This window comes from Pseudomonas sp. ANT_J12 (assembly GCF_008370045.1).
Lineage (GTDB): Bacteria > Pseudomonadota > Gammaproteobacteria > Pseudomonadales > Pseudomonadaceae > Aquipseudomonas.
Genome location: NZ_VOBN01000003.1, coordinates 392,260 through 412,169, shown reverse-complemented (window position 1 = coordinate 412,169; position 19,910 = coordinate 392,260). Strand labels below are relative to the sequence as shown.

The window sequence follows — 19,910 nt, the reverse complement described above, 5'->3', positions numbered from 1 at the left end:
CTAGGCATTGGCCACTTTGGCAGTGCGGATGAACAGCGCGCGTACCTTGTCCCAGAAGTTGCCCCCCAATACAAAAAAACTGCCGATCAACATCAGGTCGCCCAGTAACTGAAGTTGCCACAGGTTCGGCCGCAACCCCGGCCAAATGCTGTCGACGTAGGGTTCGAGAAACGCCGAAATCAGCGGCAGGCAGAACATCACCAGGCCGATACGATGCCGAACCGGGCCCACTTCGGTTTCCGCGCTAGGCGCCAGCGACGTCACGTAGCCGAACACGCTGCGCTTCAATTGCTGGAACCCGGCCTTGCCCATGACCGCGATGACCAGGATCAGCAAGACCTTGTTACTGATAAACAGCACGCCAGTCAGTGCCGCGACCTTGGAGCCCGGCACTCCGACGGCCGCCGCGAGCGGCACCATCAGCCATGACCCCAGCATCAAACACAAAATCACGATGCCCAGTTTGAAGCGCCAGCCGGCGGAGTGGGGTTGGGTGGTCATGAGCGTTGCACCTTTTTGACAGATCGCCGTGGTTTTAAGGGCCCTTGGAAAGCGTAGCAGCTGACTCGCAGACGTGAGCAAGTCGGCAGCGTGTTTGCGGCCGCTCGATTTTCTTTCGGGCGACTATGCTCCAGTCATCTTCCTTGGCCGGGAAACCATCCATGCCTTCACGTGCCGCCATGCTGATCCGGTCGGGACCGCTCCTGCTGCTGCTCGGCCTCGGCGGCTGCGCGCGCGTGGGGCCCGACTTTCAGCCGCCCGGCGAGGAATGGGTCAAGCACTGGAGCACACCGGCACTGGAGCAATCCAGCGAGCGGGGCGCGAGCCCGGACTTGCGCCAGTGGTGGCAAGTGTTCAATGACCCGGTGCTCGACCAGTTGATCACCGACGCGGATGCACACAATTCCAGCCTGAAAATCGCCGGCCTGCGGGTCATGGAAGCCCGGGCACAATTGGGCATTGCCCAGGCCGGGCGTTACCCGCAATTCCAGCAAGCCAGTGTCGATCTGCTTTACGCGCAGCGCCGGCAGTACAGCGGCAGCAACCCGAAGAACAGCCGGTTCTGGCAATTCAGTGAAGGCTTCGATGTCGGTTGGGAGCTGGACTTCTGGGGACGTTTCAGTCGGGCCATCGAGTCCTCGGATGCCAGCTACTTCGCCGCCCAGGCCAACTACGAAGACGTGCTGGTGCTGCTGCGCGCCCAGGTGGCCGACACCTACTTTTCCCTGCGCACCACCGAAGCACGACTGCGGGTCGCCCGGGACAACACCCACCAGCAAAAGCGCAGCCTGGAGATTACGCGCAAGCTGTTCGCCAGCGGCCAGACCGCCGAACTCGACCTGCAACAGGCCAAGACCCAATACCTTGGCACCCTGGCCAGCATCCCCAGCCTCGAAGACCAACTGCATCGCACCCGCAATGCCCTGTCGGTGCTGACCGGGCAGGCGCCGGGTGAGTTGCCGCAAGTGACGGCCAATGAAGAACTGATCCCGCTGCTCGACCGCGCCGTGCTGCAGGACGTGCCGGCCAATCTGCTGTTGCGTCGCCCGGATGTGCGCGCCGCTGAGCTGAACGTCGCCGCGCAATCGGCGCTGATCGGCGTGGCCGTGAGTGATTTTTATCCGTCGCTGACCTTGCTCGGCAGCATCGTCTGGACCGCCAGTTCCGTGGGCGGCACGCCGAACAACCTGGACGTTGTCGGCGGCCCGAGCCTGCGCTGGAACCTGTTCGATCACGGCCAGATCAGCAACAACGTGCGGGTCCAGGATGCGCGTTTGCAGCAGTTGATCGAGTCCTATCGCGACACCGTGCGCCAGGCCGCCCGTGAAGCCGACGATGCCGCCAGCGGTTTGAGCCAATCCCTGGAGCGCGAACGCATCCTGCGCCAGGCCGAGGTGGCGGCTAAGCGCTCGCTGGTGCTGGCCCGCGCGCAATACAGCGAAGGTTTTTCAGACTTCCAGCGAGTGCTGGATGCGCAACGGGCGCTGCTTGAACAACAGGACAATTACCTGGTCAGCCGCAGCAATGCCGTCAGTAATCTGATCGCCCTGTACAAGGCTCTCGGCGGTGGCTGGTACGCCGCCCAGCCCATCCTCGATCGCACCACGCAAAAGCAAATGGAAAAACGCACGGACTGGGGCGACCTGCTCGACGAATCCAGTCTTACCCCGTCCGACAAGGTGAACAACCATGAGTGAAGTCGCGCCGCCCTCTACCGAAGCGCCTGTTGCAAAGGCGTCAGCGCCGGCCGCCGATCCGGCCAGGAAAGGCATCAAGTGGGTGTTGCTGCTGATCCTGCTCAGCCTCGCCTGGTACGTGCTGGCGGACCGCTTCACGCCTTACACGCAGCAGGCGCGGGTCGGGGCGTTTGTCATTCCGGTGGCCTCGGAGGTGGCGGGGCGGGTGGTCCGGGTGAATGTGCGCAACAACCAGGACGTGCGGGCCGGGGACATTCTGTTCGAGGTCGATCCACAGCCGTACCAGATCGCCGTTGACCGCGCCCGCGCCGACCTCGAATCGACCCGGCGCCAAATCGGCGCCAGCACCGCCGGCATCGCTGCGGCGCAAGCCTCGTTGCGCGCGGCCCAGGCCAATGAACTCAAGACACGCCAGGATAATCAGCGGCTCGAAGGCTTGTACCGCGCCGATAAAGGCACGGTGTCGGTGCGCCTGCTGGAAGTGTCGCGGGCCAATCTCGAACAGGCCTCCAGCCAGGTCGCTGCCGCCGAAGCCGATGTGCAGCGGGCCAAAGAGCAGGAGGGCGGCAGCGAGGCGGATAACGCCGTGCTGCGTAGCGCCGCGACCGCGTTGTCGAAAGCAGAACTGGATTTGGCCAACACCCGCATCGGCGCGCGATCGGCCGGGCTGATCACCGACCTGCGCACCGATGTCGGCCAGTTCGCCGCCGCCGGCAGCCCGGTGATGACCCTGATCGCGATCCACGACGTGTGGATCAGTGCCGACATGACCGAGAACAACCTCGGCCTGGTCAAACCCGATACGCGGGTGGCCATTGTGCTGGATGCCTTGCCCGGCGAAGTGTTCGGCGGCCGGGTGCGCAGTGTCGGGTACGGTGTCAGTGTCGGCCCGGGGACCACGCCCGGCACTTTGCCGAGCGTGCAGAACAGCCGCGACTGGCTGCGTCCGGCGCAGCGCTTTCCGGTGGTGATCGAGTTCGATGAGGACGCCTTGAACGCCCTGCGCGACAGCCGTTCGATCCGCGCGGGCGGGCAGGCCGAAGTCATGGCGTTCCCGGCATCGGGCAATCCGTTGAACCCGCTCGGCCGGGTGTTCTTGAGTGTGATGAGTTGGCTGTCGTATGCCTACTAAGCGCACGGTTCGCGATCAGCGTGCTCTGCGTCTGGCCACGGGCACGGCGCTGTGCCTCGCAGCCAGTTTCGGCTTGGCCTTGCCGATTCCGTTTCTCGCGCCCGTGCTGGCGCTGCTGTTCCTGGCCACGCTCAATCAGCCGCTGCCGTTCAAGGCCGGGGTGGTGCTGGCAGTGGTGGCGATGCTGACCACCGGCGTCGGCCTGTTGTTGCTGCCGTTGCTGCGCTATTACCCGGCCAGTGGATTGCTGCTGATTGGTGTCGGGTTGTTTGGGGTGTTTCGCTTTGGCCTGCGCGGTGGCAATAACCTGATCGTGACCTTTCTGGTGATCGGCCTGACCATGATTTCCGCGGCCGGCACCGCCAGTTTCGAACTGGCGGCGATGGTGATCGGCGCGTTGGTCAAGGGCTTGCTACTAGCGGTGCTGGTGGTGACGTTGAGTCATGGGCTGTTTCCCGAGCCAGCCAATGCGCCGCCGTCACCCGCCGCGCCGGTACTCGCCGCCGAAGACATTGACCGGGTGGCGTTGCGCGCCACGCTGATCGTATTGCCGGCGTTCCTGCTGGCGCTGATTGACCCGGCCAGCTACCTGCCGATCATCCTCAAAGCGGTCAGCCTCGGTCAGCAAAGCTCCACCACCACCGCGCGCAACGCCGGGCGCGAGTTGCTTGGTTCGACGCTACTGGGCGGTGTGCTGGCGATCTTGTTCTGGTGCGCCCTGAGCCTGTTCGTGCACCTGTGGATGTTCTTCCTGTGGATGCTGCTGTTCGGCCTGGTGCTGGCGCGCAAACTCTATGCCCTGAGCCCGACCCGGTTCAGCCCGGGGTTCTGGCTCAATACGCTGATCACGCTGATCATTTTGCTGGGCCAGTCGGTGCAGGACAGCGCCGCCGGCAAGGACGTCTACACCGCGTTTGCGGTGCGCATGGGGTTGTTTATCGGGGTGACGGTGTATGCGTGCTGGATGGTTCATGTGCTTGAGCCGCGCCGTCTAGAGGCCTAAGCGATTCTGTGGCGAGGGAGCTTGCTCCCGCTCGGCTGCGAAGCAGTCGTAAAACCGGTGAACGCGGTGTACCTGGTACATAGCGGTGACTGGTTTTGGGGCCGCTTCGCGACCCAGCGGGAGCAAGCTCCCTCGCCACAGGTTTGGGGGGCATCTTCAAAAAGGGGACTGATCTATTTAAATCAATCCAATCGCGTCTGCCTCAGCTCTTCAATCGTCTCGATCAGCGCGTCATAGGACACCGGTTTGCCCAAGTGCCGGTCGAAACCGGATTTGCGGGTTTTTTCGACGTCGCTTTGCGCGCCATAACCGGTCAAGGCAATCGCTGGCACCGGCTTGATATGTGGCAGTTCACGCAGGGCGCGCATCAGCTCATAGCCGTTCATGCCAGGCATGCCCACGTCGGAGACCACCAGGTCGTATTGCCCGGTCTGGGCGGCTTCCAGTGCCCGGTGTGGTTCGGCGAAGGCGATGACCTGCGCATCTTCCATTTCCAGCAGCATCTTCATCGTGTCCAGCACGTCCCGCGAGTCGTCCACCAGCAACACGGTGAGGCCGGCCAGACGTCCGGACTGTTCGCCGGGCTTGGTCGATGGCGTCACTTTGTCATGGGGCTGGCTCAAGGGCAGGCGGACGGTAAAGGTGCAACCCAGGCCCAGCCCTGGAGAGGAGACCTCGACACTGCCACCATGGGCCTCGGTCAATTGCCGCACCAGCGACAGGCCGATCCCCAACCCGTTACGGTGATGGGTCGCGTGCTGATTGGCCGCTTGACCGAACAGGTCGAATACTTCATCCAGACTTTCGGTGCTCAAACCTACTCCGCTGTCCTGCACATCGAGCCGGGCCATGCCCGCTTCGCGGGTGGCGATCAAGCGAATCTGGCCACTTCCCGGGGTGAATTTCAGGGCGTTGTTCACCAGGTTCCAGATGATTTGTTCGACCCGGGTCGGGTCGGCATTGATCACCAACGCTTCAGGCAATTGCAGCGTCATATCGACACCAGGATGGGCATTGGTCACCACCTGATACACATCGCGCAGCATCCGGTTCAAATCCACGACGCTGCGCTTGAGCCGCAGCTTGCCGGTGCGTACCCGGGCCACATCGAGCAGATCATCGATGATCCGGGCCTGGCTGCTCACCGCGTCGCAAATGGTATTGACCGCTTTTTCCGCCGGCGCCGTCGACTTGATCAGCGGCAGGCGCCGCAGCAGTTCGGCGTTGAGCTGAATCAGGTTCAGCGGGTGCTTGAGTTCGTGGGACATCACCGCAAAGAACTCATCCTTCAAATGGCTGCTGCTCTGGGTTTCCGCCAGTTGCTGGTTCTGTTCTTCATGCAGGCGCTTGTGCCCGGTCAGGTCCCGGGCAATTTTCACGTAGCCCTGGAGGTTGTCGCCGCGCAGCAGGGTGACTTCGCCGCTGCAGAAGAAGCGGCTGCCGTCCTTGCGCAGGTGCCAGCGTTCGTCTTCGTTGCGGCCATTGATGCGCACCGTCGACAGCTCGGTTTCAGGTACGCCGGCAGCACGATCTTCTTCGGAGAAAATGAAGTCGTAATAGGCGCCTTCGGCCTCGAATTTTTTGTAGCCGAAGATCAATTCCGCGCCTTTGTTCCAAGTGGTGATGATGCCCAGTTCATCGAGGGTGATGATCGCGTAGTCGCGGGTGCTTTCGGCGACCAGGCGCATGCGCTCTTCACCCAGGCGCAGTTCTTCTTCGGCGGCATGGCGCTTGGTGATGTCGATAAACGTCAGCACGGTGCCGTCGATGTGATCGGCGCTGGAGCGGTAAGGCAGGAGGCGGGCGATGTACCAGCGATTGTCGGTGCTGCTGACTTCACGCTCGATCATGTTCAAGGATTCGAACACCAGCGCCGCGTCGCCTGCCAGGTCTTCGTAATCCAGGCGATGGGTGATGTCGAGCAACGAGCGCCCGGTGTCCACGGGCAACATGCTGAAGATATCGGTGGCCCGTGGCGTGAACCATTTGATGCGCATGCTGCTGTCGACAAACACCGTGGCAATGTCGGTGGAGGCGATCAGGTTGGTCAGGTAGTCATTGATCTTGTCGGTTTCTTCGACTTTTGTTTTCAGCTCGAAGTTGACCGTCAGCAGCTCTTCGTTGATCGACTGCAACTCCTCCTTGCTGGTTTCCAGCTCTTCGGTGGCCGAGCGCAGTTCTTCGTTGATCGCCTGCATTTCTTCGTTGGAAGCCTTGAGCTCTTCGCTGGAGACTTCCGATTGTTCGATGGTGTCCTGCAACTGCAATTTGGTGCGTTGCAGTTCCCGTTCAAGGTTGGACAGCACCTGGTTTTCGGTTTGCAGCACCGTGGAATTCGAGACTTCCGACGGGTCGACTTCGACCTCTTCGAACATCAGCAGCACGCACTCGCTCTCCGACTCTTCGTCACGGTAGGGGTGGGCCGCCAGGTCGACGCGGTAGCTGCGATCCTCACGCTTGATCGCCACCGTGCGCGACTTGACCATCTGGCTGCCTTGCTGCGCCTGGAACAGTGTGGTGCGCACTTCCAGGCGCAATTCCGGAAGGATCAGCGTCAACAGATTGCGCGACAGCTCGCCGCCGACATGCCGCAGGAAACGCCCCGCGCTATCGCTCATGTGCAGGATGTCGGCATTGGCGTCGACGATCATGCTCGGCGGCGCCGAGTTTTCCAGGGCGCGTTGGTGAATGTCGGCAAACGACAGTTTGCGCGGCTTCTGGTGGGTTGGGGGCTGACGGGTAATGTCGGTTCGCACATAGCCTCCACGGGGCATGGTCGGGGCGCGTCGGCTACTGCCGGTGCCGGTCTTGGCCCGGAAGATCCGGTTGCGTTTGTCGACCGGGGCAAACAGGTCATGGCAGGCATCCGCGCTCTCGGACGTGCCCAGGAACAGGAAGCCGCCCGGGCGCAGGGCAAAGTGGAACATCTGCAGGATTTCCCGTTGGACCTCGCGGTCCAGGTAGATCAGCAGATTGCGACAGACGATCAGGTCCATGTGCGAAAACGGCGGATCGGACAACAGGCTGTGCTTGGCAAACAAGACCTTTTCGCGCAGCTCTTTACGAATCCGGTAGTGCTGGTTTTCTTTGGCGAAATAGTGACGCAATCGCGTGGGCGGCACATCGGTGATGATCGCTTGCGGGTACAGCCCGCTGCGCCCGATGCTGATGGCACGCTCGTCGATATCAGTGGCAAACAACTGCAACGACGCCTGGCTGATATCCAGCTGCATCTGATCGTTGACCAGCATCGCCAGGCTGTAAACCTCTTCGCCGGTGGAGCAGCCCGCCGACCAGATGCGGATTTCTTCTTTTTCCGGGTGGGCCGAGATGGCTGCGCTGACCAGTTGCGGCACTACGTCGCGTTCCAGCGCTTCGAAGGCCTCGCGGTCGCGGAAGAAATTGGTCACGCCGATCAGCATGTCGGCCAGCAACGCCTTGGTTTCTTCGGGGCTGCTCACCAAATAGCGATAGTAGGCGGCCAGGTCCGGTTGCGCGGTGACCTGCATCCGCCGCTCGATGCGCCGTAACACGGTGGCGCGCTTGTAGTGCTTGAAATCGTGGCCGGTGCCGGCGCGCAACTGGATCAGCACGTCACGCAACAACTGTTCGGCCGCCACCGCGTCGCGCTCGGCGACCGAAGCGATGGTTTGCAGATCGGGGTCGTTGGCCGTGGGCAGGGAAATCGCCTTGGCGTTGCGCCACAACTCCAGCAACTTTTGCGGCATTTCCACGACGGGCAGTACCAGGTCGACCATCTGGGTGTCGATGGCCGCCTGAGGCATGCCGTCGAACTCGGCGTCTTCCGGCGCCTGGGCCAGGGTCACGCCGCCTTGTTCCTTGATCCGCGACAAACCGACCGCGCCATCCGAACCGGTGCCGGACAACACCAGGCAAAACGCCCGTTCACGGTGCACATCGGCGAGGTCGCGGAAGAACAGATCGATGGCGCAAGTCCGCCCGAGGCGCGGGTCGGAGGGGCTGACCTCAAGGTAACCGTCGTTCATCGACAGTCGATGGGCGGGAGAAATTACGTACACGTGGTTACGTTCGATAGCCACCTTTTCGGTGACCTGCAGGACCGGCATCTGGGTCGATTCCTGGATGATCTTGTCGGCACTACTTTCGTGATCCGGCGACAGGTGCAGGATGATCACGAACGCCATGCCGTTGTCCTGGGGCATGTTTTCGAAAAACAATTTGATCGCTTGCAGGCCCCCGGCGGACGCACCAATGCCGACGACACCAAAATCGAGTGGGTGCAGCGGGTGTTGCTCGGACTGGGCAACTTGGGTTGTCGAGTCGGGTGAATTCGTCATGGATAGGTGCCTTGAAAAGGCGACGTCCAGGCGCCGCGGCAAAATGGTGAGGCGGCTCCTGCCTTGGGAATCATCGGCAGGGCTATTTCTATTCAGCAGTCGGGATCAGTGACATGCAGGCCAATAACGCAAATCGGGCGGCCGGGAAATTTAGCATTCTATTCGCAATTCGGTTGGACGTTTTGTGGAGGACTGAGTCGGCCAATCAATACCCTCCGGGCGCGCGAGCTCAGCCTTTTAAGCTTAGCCGATTATCAAGGGATAAGCTGCGAGTGAGAAGGTTCCCTGTCGCTTGGAACCAAGGTGCTCAATGGCGAGCCAGTGCCTGTGGAGAGGGCGTTTGCTCCCTCACCACAGGGGATCGGGTTGTCTCAGTGCCCGCCCACCACCATATGGCTGAACGGCGCCACATACGCCTGCAACGTCACCAGCCCGCCGACCAGGATCGCCAGCACGATGGAGTGGAAGAACACGTAACGCAGAATCTCCCCTTCATGCCCATACCAGCGGGTCGCCGTGGAGGCGACCACGATGGACTGGGCATCGACCATCTTGCCCATGACCCCGCCGGAACTGTTCGCCGCGGCCATCAACACCGGACTGATCCCCAGTTGCTCGGAAGTCACCCGTTGCAAGCCGCCGAACAGCACGTTGGAAGCCGTGTCCGAACCGGTCAGCGCCACGCCGAGCCAGCCGAGCAGGGTGCCGAACATCGGGTAGAAAATCCCTGTGGCGGCGAAGGCCAGGCCCATGGTGGCGTCCAGTCCCGAGTAGCGCGTGAGGTAGCCTAGGGCAAGCATCGCCGCAATGGTGATCAACGAATACCGCACCACCCACAGGGTGCGCAGGTACTGGCGCGCCAATTGCGGAATCGAATAACCCATCAGCAACCCACCGAGGATCGCCGCGAAGAAAATGCCGCTGCCGGTGGCGGTGAACCAGGTGAACTTGTAGATCGCGTCCTCGGTTTTCGGCGTCGGTACGACCGGCGGTACTTTCTCGACTTGCTGGTGCAGGGTGGTGAAGGTCAGGGCCGGGGAGAAGATCGGATTGGCCTCACGCAACGGTTTACCCTGCGGATCGAGGGTGGCGGAGTGGGTTTGTGGGTCGATCACGGCGCGGGTGTCGAACATGTTTTTGAAGCCCTGGGTGCCCCAGGCGAACACGAACACTGTGAGGATGATCCACGGCATCCACGCGCGCATGACCGCCGGTTTGGCATCGCCGGAAAACGTCGCACTGGTTTCGGGTTTTTGCTCATGCTCCGGGTCGATTTTCGAGTTGTCGACGCGCCCCGACAGCGCCGCCGAAGTGTGCACGGTGGCCGGTTTCCACACCTTGAGGAACCCGGTCAGGCACGCCATGGAAATCAGCGCGGCGATCACGTCCACCAGCATCGGCCCGTGGTAATTGGAGACGAGGAACTGCGGCACGGCAAAACTGACCCCGGCCACCAGAATCGCCGGCCAGATTTCCAGCATCTTGCGCCAACCGGCGAAGGCCCAGATCAACCAGAACGGCACCAGCACCGAGAAGAACGGCAACTGCCGCCCGACCATCATCGACAGCTCCATTTCATCCAGCCCAGTGACTTTGGCCAGGGTGATGATTGGGGTGCCGAGGGCGCCGAAGGCCACAGGCGCAGTGTTGGCGATCAGCGCCAGGCCAGAGGCGGCCAGCGGCGAGAAGCCCAGGCCAATCAGAATCGCCCCGGTCACCGCCACCGGCGTGCCGAATCCGGCCGCGCCTTCGAAGAATGCGCCGAAGCAGAAGGCGATCAGCAGCAATTGCAGACGCCGGTCGTCGGTGATGCGTGCGAGGGAATCCTGCAGCACTTTGAACGAGCCGTTCTCGGTGGTCAGTCGGTGCAGGAAGATGATGTTGAGCACGATCCAGCCAATCGGCAGCAGCCCGTTGGCCGCGCCGAACAGCGCCGCCGTACCGGCCATGTTCGCCGGCATGCCGAAGGCGAAGATCGCGATCAGCAGTGCTGAGGCCAGGGCCAGCAGCGCCGCCAGGTGCGCCTTGACATGGAAAAACGCCAGGGAGGCCAGCATCACCACCACCGGCACTGCGGCCATGATGGTTGATAACACCGGGTTGCCGAACGGGTCGTAGATTTGCTGCCAGACCATGTTCCACCTCTGCTTTTTATTGTTGGAGGCGCAGATCCTTTGCGGGTTGGTTGCGTGGAGTATAGGTGGCATTTGGCCGCTGTCTTGGCGACCGTTTTCGCTGAGCTAACATCACTCAAGCGTGATTCGTTCATCCATAAGAAGAGGAATGCAGTAATGACCGAGCGCCATATGGTCCACACGGAAACCCTGTCCAATAGCTGCAAGATCGAGGTCAAGGCCAGGATATTGAGGGACGGTTCGCTGGAGATGTTTATCGGCGTCTACCAGCCGAACGGCGCGGTGATTGTGGAAGACCATGCGCCGAAGCCGCATCTTTTGGATATGGAAGCTGCGTTCGACTGGGGGATTGAGCAGGCGCGGGGGATCGGGAACAGCCAGCGGACGCTGTAACGCACATGGCGCTGTGGATGGACGCATTAGTAGCCCTTTAGTAGCATCGGCCATTCTCAGCGTTCAGGCGCATCAAGGATGATCCATGTCAGCTTTCCCACCGCGCATGTGGCCAATCACCGCCCTATGCGCATTACTCAGCGGTTGCAGCCTCAACGGTTCCTATCCCGAGGTCGTTGACCCCAATCCCGCCAAACTGCGTTTTGTCGCCAACGTCGCCAATGCCAGCCTCATGCTGTTCACCGCTGAACGCTGCCAGGGCTACACCACGGGTGTGCTCAATAATGTGTTTGCCCGCGACACTTCGCGGCGGGTGGGCATGAGCTTTGCGCCGCCGGCCGATGCTCGGGGCTACCTGGAAATCAAGCTCAAGCCCGAACAACCGGCCTTTCTGATGGTGTGCGGTTCGCCGGCGTTCAACCTCACGCCTGCGCCCGGCGCTGAATATGAGCTGAAGGTCGATTCCGTGAAATCCCGATGCGTGGCGTCCTTGCAGCAGGTCGAGCGGGTGGACGGCAAGACGCTGCGCACCTCGCTGCCGCTGGAGCACAAGGGCCTGGCCGCCTGCACGGGGACATCGCCGATCTTCCCGGTGGTGCCATTACCCGATACGCCGCAGCGCGTGGTGATGATTGATCGCATCATCAATGCCAGCGTGACGGCGGACATGAAAGTCGACTCCGCCGAGGTGACGCGTCTGCGTAGGCCGCCCGATAAACTGGAGCAGCAGATCAGCGCGCGCAAGTCGCAGCTATGGTTCACTTTTCCGGAGGAATACTGGGCTCAATACCGACGCAACTTCAGGACCTTCGATCATGAGATGAGCCAGGTCAACGCGCAGGCATTGGCGCGTTATCGGGAGGAGTTTGGGTTGCGCTTGCGACAGTACGATGATCAGACGCTCGACACGTGGCGGGGGCCAGTCGCTGAGCAACTGACCCAGGCGATGCGCGAGTTTTACCTCAGCACTGACACCCGGCTGGCGCATCAGGCGTTCCGTCGTTTGGTTACGCCCATGGCGGAGCTGGACGACCAATACGGTGTTTGCCTGCGTTCAATGTCGTGCTGGAAATGGAATGTGCACTAAAACGTGAAGCTGCGAGACGAGCGGGGTGCGTGCTGCGCCAACTCGACGTCAAGCAGATGCTCGACCAGCACATCATTCAAGAAGCGGAACTGATCATTCAGCCCGACCACTTCGTTACTGAAGTGGTTGGCGGCGGCCGGCATCAGCAAGTCTTCGAACTGTGGGTCGAACACCAGCGCGATCTCTTTGCGCGAGACCACGTGTTGCGAGTAGTAGTTGCTGCCGAACACCGGGAAACTCACGGCCAGGGTAACGATGCGGATCATGACGGGTGCTCCTCAGTGGTGCCGATGTCCAGGAAAAAGCGCGAAAACAGGGTCAGCGTGACGGCGGTCAGGGCCAGGCAGGTCAGGAGATGGATCAACATGATGTGCCCCTCCGATGCGGGGTTTGCGTTGGGTATGGGCTGATCCTGCGCCGGACGGTTTTTTTGCGGAAGGCGTTCGTTACGATGGTGCATATCAACAGGAATGATGGTGAAGGTTTTTTCATAGATGACGGTGCCAAATCTGTAGGAGCGAGGCTTGCCCGCGAAGAGGCCCGCAACAACACCAACGATCTCCAGACGAACGGCCAAAACCCTCAACCTATACTCAACTCAATAGTCTTATAAGCACCGGACATTTCGTTCGGGAGCGCCTTTAGGACACCGCGATCTTGAACCTGCGTTCGCTGATCGTCGCCGTAATGCTGGTATTGGCAGGGTGCGCCACGTCGACGCGTGCCCCGGAGGTGGCGCCGGTCGTGGTGGTGTCGCCGAGCACCTGGCAGCAGGTGGACCGGGAGATCGTCGCGGCGTCGCAATCGGCCACCGAGCAGACCAAGATCTATGCGCGTGGCGCCATGGATTATTGGCGCACGCGGGTCTATCAACTGACCGAAGAAAACTTCATTCCCTGGTTCAGCAGTTACTGGACCCAGGAATGGCTGTCGATGAAGGTCAGCTGGTACACGCTCAGCGCCGCGGGCGAGCAGGACGCCTCAGCCAAGCGTTTGGCGGACTACCTGCTGGAGCAATACCAGCAGCGCGTGCTGGCGCCGGTTGCCGTGGAAATCGATCCCGACGCGATTCTCGGCCTGGCCACGGCCTTCTACGTCGACATACTCCAGGAAGAATTGCAGAAGATTTCCCAACGTCACGGCATACCGATGGCGCAGCTCAACGGCCGCCTGCAGAAAATCCCCGCCATCGCCCTCGGCCCCCCTTCGGCCCGGGACGCCTCGCTCTATCAGGTCGTGCACACGCAGCCGCTGAACACGTTGCCAGCCTATGCGGCGCTGATCGACAAGATCCACAAGGCGGGAGGGGACAAGGGCGTGGATTCGACCGACACCGCCATGGCGCCGGTGGCCAAGCGCGCCAGCCAGCGGATGGAGGCCGAGCTGCCCTCGCGCGGGGCCGCCAGTGCGGTGGCGGCGGCGGCGGGCAAACTGGCCGGCGGGTTGATCACCATTGGGGTCGCCGGGATTCGCGCGATTATCCGGGCCAATGACCGGCCGGACAGCGAGGCGCTGATTCGCAGCAGTTTGGGCAACACCTTCGACAAGGCCTGGACCAAGCTGGTGCAGAACCCGACGACCGGCGTCATGGCGGGCACGCTGTACCTGGCCGCGCAAATCGAGGGCAACCTGGCGGGGAGCGCTGAAGTACCGTCGGTCAGCTCGAGCGGTGGTGCTGTCGATTGGAGCCCGACAGAATCGACTACTCAGCAGGTCAACCCCTGACCAGTGCCGCAAGGGCTGAACACAGTCCCTGAGGTGGCCATATAACCTGTGGCGAGGGGGCTTGCCCCCGTTGGGTCGCGAAGCGGCCCAAAAATCAGTCATCGCAGTTCTTCAGGTACACCGCGTTGGCTGGTTTTACGACTGCTTCGCAGCCGAACGGGGGCGAGCCCCCTCGCCACAGAGGCAGTGTTCACAACGCCCTAACCCAGCAGGAGAACGACCATGTCCTACATCGACGGCCTGATCGCCGCAGTTCCCACCGCTAACCGCGAAAAATTCATCAAGCACGCCGAGGTCGCCGCCAAGATCTTCAAAGAGGCCGGCGCCCTGAGCATCACTGAATGCTGGGGCGATGACGTGCCCGACGGCAAGGTGACCTCGTTTCCGATGGCGGTGAAACTCAAGGAAGACGAAACCGTGATCTTTTCCTGGATCGTCTGGCCCGACAAAGCCACCCGCGATGCCGGGATGCAGAAAGTCATGGTCGATCCGCGCATGCAACAGGACGTCAACCCGATGCCGTTCGACGGCCAGCGCATGGTCTTTGGCGGCTTCAACGTTGTGCTGCAAGCGTAACCACCACTGCGGGATCACTCGTGCGCCGGGGTGATCCTGCAACTCTTGCGGTTGCGGATCTCGTTGTCCGACGGTCGCTCCCGCACGAACTCGAAACGCGGCTCACCTTCGCTATAGTGAACCAGCCAGCCCCATTCCAGCTCGGCCTCGTCCTGACCGGGTTGCGGCGGCATCGCCCACCATGGCTCTTTGCTGATGATCTCTCGCATGGCGCCCTCCGGTTGATTCGGTTGGTTCAACTATAACGTGCATGTCAGGAGGTGCCAGGCGTGAGCGACGAATCCCATGAACCGCTCAAGCGGCTGTTTTTCGCCTTGAGCTGCGCCCCCGAGCCGCGCCGGAAGATTGCCCAGTGGCGCAGCGCGCTGCAACTGCGCAGCGGACGGCCGGTGCCGGCGGAAAACTTTCACCTGACCTTGATGTTTCTGGGCGCGGTGGGCGTGGCGCAGATTGCCGAGCTCTGCACGGCGGCGGCGAATGTGCGGGCGCCGGGCGCGCCGTTGCGGGTGGTGCTGGATCGAGTGGATGTCTGGCGCAAGCATGGGGTTCTGGTGCTTGTGCCGCAGCAGGCGCCAGTGGAGTTGTTGCGGCTGGTTTACGCGTTGGAACAGGCGATGTTGCCGTTCGGGTTTGAGGATTCGCCGAAGGAATTCAGGCCGCATCTGACCTTGATGCGCGACTATCGATTGCCAGTGCCTGAGTCCTCGACGCCACCAGAATTTGTGTTGCGGGCCGAGCATTTCACACTGTTCGAATCCCACAAGGGTCATTACCGAGCGCTGGCCGAATGGCCTCTGGTGTCTCAGGACCAAAAAAAGGCGCCCGAGGGCGCCTGAAATTCACCTTAACCGAGGAGCCAGGTGAGGCCGTTCGCAGGAGGTGCAGCGGTGGTAAGGCGCTGCGTGAACGGAAGAGGGGAAAACAGCTACCACATGATCGTTCCCACGCTCTGCGTGGGAATGCAGCCCGGGACGCTCCGCGTCCCATCCAGAGCCGAACGCGGAGCGTCCGCGGAGGCATTCCCACGCAGAGCGTGGGAACGATCGGGGTGTGGGTTATTTACCGAGTTTCACGCGGGTCCAGCCCCGGGTCATCACGCGCTGAACGCCGATCGGCATGTCGGGAATCGCGTACAACGTCGCCATGACTGCCAGGGACGGATACGACCCCGGATCATTGCGAATCGCCTCATCCACCAACGGCGTCGCTGCCGCGTTGGCATTGCTGTAGCCGATGTTGTTGGTGATCTCGGCGATGATGTCCGGGCGCATCAGGAAGTTCATGAACAGGTAGGCATTCTCGACGTTGGCCGCGTCCCGGGGGATGGCGACCATGTCGTAGAAACTGCCGGCGCCTTCTTTCGGGATGCTGTAGTCGATCTTCACCAGATCGCCGGCCTCTTTGGCGCGGGCCTTGGCCTGCAACACGTCGCCGGAGTAACCGACGGCCACGCAAATATTGCCGTTGGCCAGGTCGGAGATGTATTTCGAGGAATGGAAGTACGCCACCGACGGCCGAATCTTCATGAACAGCGCTTCGGCTTCGGCGATTTGGTTCTTGTCCTGGGAGTTCACCGGGTAGCCCAGGTAGTGCAGGGCGGCCGGGAGCATTTCGGTCGGCGAATCAAGGAAACTGATGCCGCAGGCTTTGAGTTTTTCCGCGTTTTCCGGTTTGAACAGCAGGTCCCAGGAGTTGGTCGGCGCATTGTCCCCGAGCACTTCCTTGACCTTGGCCGGGTTGAAACCGATGCCGATCGAGCCCCACATGTACGGGAAGGCGTGACCGTTGTCCGGGTCGCTGGCCGAGGCGTTTTTCAGCAGCACCGGGTTGAGGTTTTTCCAGTTCGGCAGCTTCGATTTGTCCAGCGTCTGATAGACGCCGGCCTTGATCTGCTTGGCCAGGAAACTGTTGGACGGCACCACGATGTCGTAGCCGGATTTACCCGCGAGCAGGCGTGCCTCAAGGGTTTCGTTGCTGTCGAACACATCGTAGGTCACGCGGATGCCGGTCTCGTCTTCGAACTTCTTGACCGTGTCCGCGGCGATGTAATCCGACCAGTTATAGACGCGCAGCACCTTGTCGTTGGCCTGGGCGCCGGTGGTGATCGCGCCCACTAAGGACAGTGTCAGCAGAGTCCTGCCAAACATTTTCATCGGTACAACTCCATTCTTCTTATTCAAAACACAAAACGTGTGGCGAGTGAGCTTTTGTGGCGAGGGGGCTTGCCCCCGTTGGGTCGCGAAGCGGCCCCAAAACCTGCAACCGAGGTGTATCAGGTACACCGCGTTCACTGGTTTTACGACTGCTTCGCAGCCGAACGGGGGCAAGAAGCCCCCTCGCCACAGGGAAAGTGTTCACCTGACAGGGCATGCGTTCACTTAACTGAGAGCCGTCGCTTCGACTCGTTGATTGTTCTGCGGCTGCCACGACTCGCTGGCCGTCTGGTCCATCGCTTCCTGGATCGCTCGTTTACGGGTGGCTTCGGCGCGGCGGCTGAAGTACCAGACCATGAATGTCACAATCGAAACCGCCAACAGAATCAAACTGGCCACCGCGTTGATCTCAGGTTTAACCCCCAGACGCACCGCCGAGAACACTTCCATCGGCAAGGTCGTCGACCCCGGACCCGACACGAAACTCGCTAACACCAAGTCATCCAGCGACAAGGCAAACGACATCATCCCGCCCGCCGCCAACGAGGGCGCGATCATCGGAATGGTGATCAGGAAGAACACCTTCAACGGCCGCGCACCCAGGTCCATCGCCGCTTCTTCAATCGACAGGTCCAGCTCACGTAAACGTGCCGAAACTACCACCGCCACATACGCGGCGCAGAACGTCGTGTGCGCAATCCAGATCGTCACCAGGCCGCGTTCCTTCGGCCAACCGAGCAACTGCGCCATGGCCACGAACAGCAGCAACAGCGACAGACCGGTGATCACTTCCGGCATCACCAACGGCGCCGTCACCAGCCCACCAAACAGCGTGCGACCTTTGAAGCGAGTCACGCGCGTCAGCACAAACGCCGCCAAGGTCCCCAGCGCCACCGCTGCAATCGCCGTGTAGCAGGCAATCTCCAGCGAACGCACCACCGAGCCCATCAGTTGCGTGTTGTCGAGCAAGCCGACGTACCACTTCACCGACCAGCCGCCCCACACCGTCACCAGTTTCGAGGCGTTGAACGAGTAGATCACCAGGATCAGCATCGGCAGGTAGATGAACGACAGGCCGAAAATCAGCATGAACTTTGAAAATCCGAAGCGTTTCATCCCCGTGCCTCCATCTCTTTGGCCTGGCTGCGGTTGAACAGCAGAATCGGCACAATCAGGATCAACAGCATCACCACCGCCAGGGCAGACGCCACCGGCCAGTCGCGGTTATTGAAGAACTCTTGCCACAGCACGCGACCGATCATCAGGGTCTCCGGGCCACCCAACAGCTCCGGAATCACGAACTCACCGACCACCGGAATGAACACCAGCATGCAGCCGGCGATGATGCCGTTCTTGGCCAGCGGCACGGTGATTTTCCAGAAGTTGTTGAAGTTGCTCGAACCCAGGTCCGACGCGGCTTCCAACAGGCTTTCATCGTGCTTGACCAGGTTGGCGTACAGCGGCAACACCATGAACGGCAGGTAGGCGTAAACCACCCCGATGTAGACCGCCGTGTTGGTGTTGAGGATCTCGATCGGCGCCGAGGTCAGCCCGGTCCACATCAGGAACGCGTTGAGCAAGCCGTTGTTGCTGAGGATGCCCATCCACGCATAGACGCGGATCAGGATCGCGGTCCAGGTCGGCATCATGATCAGCAGCATCAGGACGTTTTGCGTTTCCTTTTTCGCCTTGGTGATCGCGTAGGCCATCGGGAAACCGATCACCAGGCACATCACCGTGCTGAGCAGCGCCACTTTCAGCGAGCCGAGGTACGCCGAGATGTACAACTCATCCTGGGTCAGCAGGCTGTAGTTGCCGAGGTTGAGCAGCAGCTGGAATTTCTGCTCGGCGAAGGTGTAAATCTCCGAGTAGGGCGGAATCGCCAGCGCCGCTTCGGAGAAGCTGATCTTCATCACCAGAAAGAACGGCAGCATGAAGAACAGGAACAGCCAGATGAACGGAATGCCGATCACCACTTTGCGCCCGCTGGGGACCAGTCTCAGGAATTGCTGATTGAAGGTTTTCATGAGCGCAGTACCACGCCGCTGTCGTCTTCCCACCACACGTAGACCTGATCGTCCCAGGTCGGACGCGCGCCCCGGCGTTCGGCGTTGGCCATGAACGACTGCACGACTTTGCCGCCCGGCAGTTCGACGTAGAACACCGAGTGGCCGCCGAGGTAGGCGATGTCATGCACCTTGCCTTTGGACCAGTTGTAGCGCTGCTCGGGCTTGAGGGTGCTGACGAGCATTTTTTCCGGGCGAATAGCGTAGGTGATCGACTTGTCCTGCACCGAGGTGCTGACGCCGTGACCGACGTAAATCTTCTGCTCCAGGTCCGGGCTGTGGATGATCGCGTGACCTTCAAGGTCTTCCACAACGGTGCCGTCGAAGGCGTTCACGTTGCCGATGAACTCGCAGACCATGCGGCTGACCGGTGCTTCGTAGATGTCCACCGGGCTGCCGATCTGGGCGATCCAGCCCAGGTGCATGATCGCGATACGTTCGGCCATGGTCATGGCTTCTTCCTGGTCATGGGTCACCATCACGCAGGTCACGCCGACCCGTTCGATGATCTGCACCAGTTCCAGTTGCATCTGCGAGCGCAGCTTTTTATCCAGCGCGCCCATGGGTTCGTCGAGCAGCAACAGCTTCGGACGTTTGGCCAGGGAGCGGGCGAGGGCGACGCGCTGACGCTGGCCGCCGGACAACTGATGGGGTTTGCGCTTGGCGTATTGGGTCATGTGTACCAGGCGCAGCATCTCTTCCACACGGGCGTCGATTTCGCTGGCGGACAACCGATCCTGCTTCAAGCCGAAGGCGATGTTCTGCGCCACCGTCATGTGCGGGAACAGCGCGTAGGACTGGAACATCATGTTGATCGGCCGCTCGTAGGGCGGCATGTCGGTGATGTCGACACCGTCGAGCAAGATCCGCCCTTCGGTCGGGCGCTCGAAACCGGCGAGCATGCGCAGCAGGGTCGATTTGCCCGAGCCGGAACCACCGAGCAGGGCGAAGATTTCGCCTTGATGGATCTCCAGGGACACATCGTCCACTGCAGTGGTTTCGTCGAACTTCTTGGTCACGCGATCGATTTTCACCAACACCTTTTTCGGTGCCTGGTGACCTTCAAGAGCCTTCCTGTAAGTGCTGGAGGCATTTGCCATGTGAAACTCCCAACAGGTTTCAG

18 protein-coding genes are annotated in these 19,910 nt (G+C 61.3%); 8 read left to right on the top strand and 10 right to left on the bottom strand.

The features are described from left to right. A complete protein-coding gene (locus FQ192_RS10190) occupies positions 1–501 on the bottom strand; it encodes a transporter suffix domain-containing protein (protein ID WP_149658499.1) in 501 nt (166 codons plus the stop codon). Between the two features lie 179 nt (positions 502–680). On the opposite strand from FQ192_RS10190, the gene FQ192_RS10185 reads away from it, so the two are divergent. The 3 genes from FQ192_RS10185 to FQ192_RS10175 are packed head-to-tail and all read left to right on the top strand — an operon-like array spanning position 681 to position 4,333. Next, a complete protein-coding gene (locus tag FQ192_RS10185) occupies positions 681–2,198 on the top strand; it encodes an efflux transporter outer membrane subunit (protein ID WP_149658601.1) in 1,518 nt (505 codons plus the stop codon). Continuing rightward, on the top strand, positions 2,191–3,330 hold the full coding sequence (locus FQ192_RS10180; protein ID WP_149658498.1) for an HlyD family secretion protein: 1,140 nt from the start codon (positions 2,191–2,193) through the stop codon (positions 3,328–3,330). The genes FQ192_RS10185 and FQ192_RS10180 overlap by 8 nt, the downstream gene beginning before the upstream one ends. Beyond that, entirely contained in the window at positions 3,320–4,333 is a 1,014-nt protein-coding gene (locus FQ192_RS10175; protein ID WP_149658497.1) for a DUF2955 domain-containing protein, read from the top strand. The genes FQ192_RS10180 and FQ192_RS10175 overlap by 11 nt, the downstream gene beginning before the upstream one ends. A 182-nt stretch (positions 4,334–4,515) precedes the next feature. Here the strand turns inward: FQ192_RS10175 and FQ192_RS10170 are convergent, their stop codons facing one another. Together FQ192_RS10170 and FQ192_RS10165 are read right to left on the bottom strand one after the other, a co-directional pair. Continuing rightward, complete coding sequence (locus FQ192_RS10170) at positions 4,516–8,652, bottom strand: CheR family methyltransferase (protein WP_149658496.1); 4,137 nt, start codon at positions 8,650–8,652, stop codon at positions 4,516–4,518. 371 nt (positions 8,653–9,023) lie between these two features. Beyond that, complete coding sequence (locus FQ192_RS10165) at positions 9,024–10,787, bottom strand: L-lactate permease (RefSeq protein WP_149658495.1); 1,764 nt, start codon at positions 10,785–10,787, stop codon at positions 9,024–9,026. A gap of 156 nt (positions 10,788–10,943) precedes the next feature. On the opposite strand from FQ192_RS10165, the gene FQ192_RS10160 reads away from it, so the two are divergent. Both FQ192_RS10160 and FQ192_RS10155 read left to right on the top strand, forming a co-directional pair. Further along, complete coding sequence (locus tag FQ192_RS10160; protein ID WP_149658494.1) at positions 10,944–11,180, top strand: hypothetical protein; 237 nt, start codon at positions 10,944–10,946, stop codon at positions 11,178–11,180. Between the two features lie 85 nt (positions 11,181–11,265). Beyond that, positions 11,266–12,267 carry a hypothetical protein gene (locus tag FQ192_RS10155; RefSeq protein WP_149658493.1) on the top strand — a complete coding sequence of 334 codons (1,002 nt, stop codon included), beginning with the start codon at positions 11,266–11,268 and terminating at the stop codon, positions 12,265–12,267. Here FQ192_RS10155 and FQ192_RS10150 read toward each other — a convergent pair. Together FQ192_RS10150 and FQ192_RS10145 are read right to left on the bottom strand one after the other, a co-directional pair. Continuing rightward, positions 12,264–12,533 carry a hypothetical protein gene (locus tag FQ192_RS10150; RefSeq protein WP_149658492.1) on the bottom strand — a complete coding sequence of 90 codons (270 nt, stop codon included), beginning with the start codon at positions 12,531–12,533 and terminating at the stop codon, positions 12,264–12,266. The two genes, FQ192_RS10155 and FQ192_RS10150, sit on opposite strands and share 4 nt — an antisense overlap. Next, complete coding sequence (locus FQ192_RS10145; RefSeq protein WP_149658491.1) at positions 12,530–12,844, bottom strand: hypothetical protein; 315 nt, start codon at positions 12,842–12,844, stop codon at positions 12,530–12,532. Before FQ192_RS10145 ends, FQ192_RS10150 begins: the two co-directional genes overlap by 4 nt. 80 nt (positions 12,845–12,924) lie before the next feature. Here FQ192_RS10145 and FQ192_RS10140 point away from each other — a divergent pair, with 80 nt between their 5' ends. Further along, positions 12,925–13,992, top strand: a complete 1,068-nt coding sequence (locus tag FQ192_RS10140) for a hypothetical protein (RefSeq protein ID WP_149658490.1) — start codon at positions 12,925–12,927, stop codon at positions 13,990–13,992. 222 nt (positions 13,993–14,214) lie between these two features. Continuing rightward, positions 14,215–14,568: a DUF1428 domain-containing protein gene (locus FQ192_RS10135; protein ID WP_149658489.1), complete on the top strand. Its 354-nt coding sequence runs from the start codon at positions 14,215–14,217 to the stop codon at positions 14,566–14,568. A gap of 14 nt (positions 14,569–14,582) precedes the next feature. Here the strand turns inward: FQ192_RS10135 and FQ192_RS10130 are convergent, their stop codons facing one another. Then, on the bottom strand, positions 14,583–14,777 hold the full coding sequence (locus FQ192_RS10130; RefSeq protein ID WP_149658488.1) for a hypothetical protein: 195 nt from the start codon (positions 14,775–14,777) through the stop codon (positions 14,583–14,585). 60 nt (positions 14,778–14,837) lie between these two features. Between FQ192_RS10130 and thpR the strand changes: the two genes are divergently transcribed. Next, a complete protein-coding gene (gene thpR / locus FQ192_RS10125; protein WP_149658487.1) occupies positions 14,838–15,404 on the top strand; it encodes an RNA 2',3'-cyclic phosphodiesterase in 567 nt (188 codons plus the stop codon). Positions 15,405–15,623: 219 nt separating this feature from the next. On the opposite strand, the gene FQ192_RS10120 is transcribed toward thpR, so the two are convergent. The 4 genes from FQ192_RS10120 to potA all read right to left on the bottom strand — a co-directional run bounded on the left by FQ192_RS10120 (position 15,624) and on the right by potA (position 19,887). Then, a complete protein-coding gene (locus FQ192_RS10120; protein ID WP_149658486.1) occupies positions 15,624–16,721 on the bottom strand; it encodes a polyamine ABC transporter substrate-binding protein in 1,098 nt (365 codons plus the stop codon). Positions 16,722–16,946: 225 nt separating this feature from the next. Continuing rightward, positions 16,947–17,837: an ABC transporter permease subunit gene (locus tag FQ192_RS10110; protein ID WP_149658485.1), complete on the bottom strand. Its 891-nt coding sequence runs from the start codon at positions 17,835–17,837 to the stop codon at positions 16,947–16,949. Beyond that, positions 17,834–18,748 (bottom strand): ABC transporter permease subunit, encoded by a 915-nt coding sequence (locus FQ192_RS10105; protein ID WP_123409723.1) that lies wholly within the window; start codon positions 18,746–18,748, stop codon positions 17,834–17,836. The genes FQ192_RS10110 and FQ192_RS10105 overlap by 4 nt, the downstream gene beginning before the upstream one ends. Continuing rightward, complete coding sequence (gene potA / locus FQ192_RS10100; protein ID WP_149658484.1) at positions 18,745–19,887, bottom strand: polyamine ABC transporter ATP-binding protein; 1,143 nt, start codon at positions 19,885–19,887, stop codon at positions 18,745–18,747. The genes FQ192_RS10105 and potA overlap by 4 nt, the downstream gene beginning before the upstream one ends. Between the last annotated feature and the right edge of the window lie 23 nt (positions 19,888–19,910).

Bases quoted from the DNA above. Each gene is read 5' to 3' on its own strand.
- FQ192_RS10190 (WP_149658499.1), bottom strand. From the start codon at position 501: ATGACCACCCAACCCCACTCCGCCGGCTGGCGCTTCAAACTGGGCATC.
- FQ192_RS10185 (WP_149658601.1), top strand. From the start codon at position 681: ATGCTGATCCGGTCGGGACCGCTCCTGCTGCTGCTCGGCCTCGGCGGC.
- FQ192_RS10180 (WP_149658498.1), top strand. From the start codon at position 2,191: ATGAGTGAAGTCGCGCCGCCCTCTACCGAAGCGCCTGTTGCAAAGGCG.
- FQ192_RS10175 (WP_149658497.1), top strand. From the start codon at position 3,320: ATGCCTACTAAGCGCACGGTTCGCGATCAGCGTGCTCTGCGTCTGGCC.
- FQ192_RS10170 (WP_149658496.1), bottom strand. From the start codon at position 8,652: ATGACGAATTCACCCGACTCGACAACCCAAGTTGCCCAGTCCGAGCAA.
- FQ192_RS10165 (WP_149658495.1), bottom strand. From the start codon at position 10,787: ATGGTCTGGCAGCAAATCTACGACCCGTTCGGCAACCCGGTGTTATCA.
- FQ192_RS10160 (WP_149658494.1), top strand. From the start codon at position 10,944: ATGACCGAGCGCCATATGGTCCACACGGAAACCCTGTCCAATAGCTGC.
- FQ192_RS10155 (WP_149658493.1), top strand. From the start codon at position 11,266: ATGTCAGCTTTCCCACCGCGCATGTGGCCAATCACCGCCCTATGCGCA.
- FQ192_RS10150 (WP_149658492.1), bottom strand. From the start codon at position 12,533: ATGATCCGCATCGTTACCCTGGCCGTGAGTTTCCCGGTGTTCGGCAGC.
- FQ192_RS10135 (WP_149658489.1), top strand. From the start codon at position 14,215: ATGTCCTACATCGACGGCCTGATCGCCGCAGTTCCCACCGCTAACCGC.
- FQ192_RS10130 (WP_149658488.1), bottom strand. From the start codon at position 14,777: ATGCGAGAGATCATCAGCAAAGAGCCATGGTGGGCGATGCCGCCGCAA.
- FQ192_RS10120 (WP_149658486.1), bottom strand. From the start codon at position 16,721: ATGAAAATGTTTGGCAGGACTCTGCTGACACTGTCCTTAGTGGGCGCG.
- FQ192_RS10110 (WP_149658485.1), bottom strand. From the start codon at position 17,837: ATGAAACGCTTCGGATTTTCAAAGTTCATGCTGATTTTCGGCCTGTCG.
- FQ192_RS10105 (WP_123409723.1), bottom strand. From the start codon at position 18,748: ATGAAAACCTTCAATCAGCAATTCCTGAGACTGGTCCCCAGCGGGCGC.
- potA (WP_149658484.1), bottom strand. From the start codon at position 19,887: ATGGCAAATGCCTCCAGCACTTACAGGAAGGCTCTTGAAGGTCACCAG.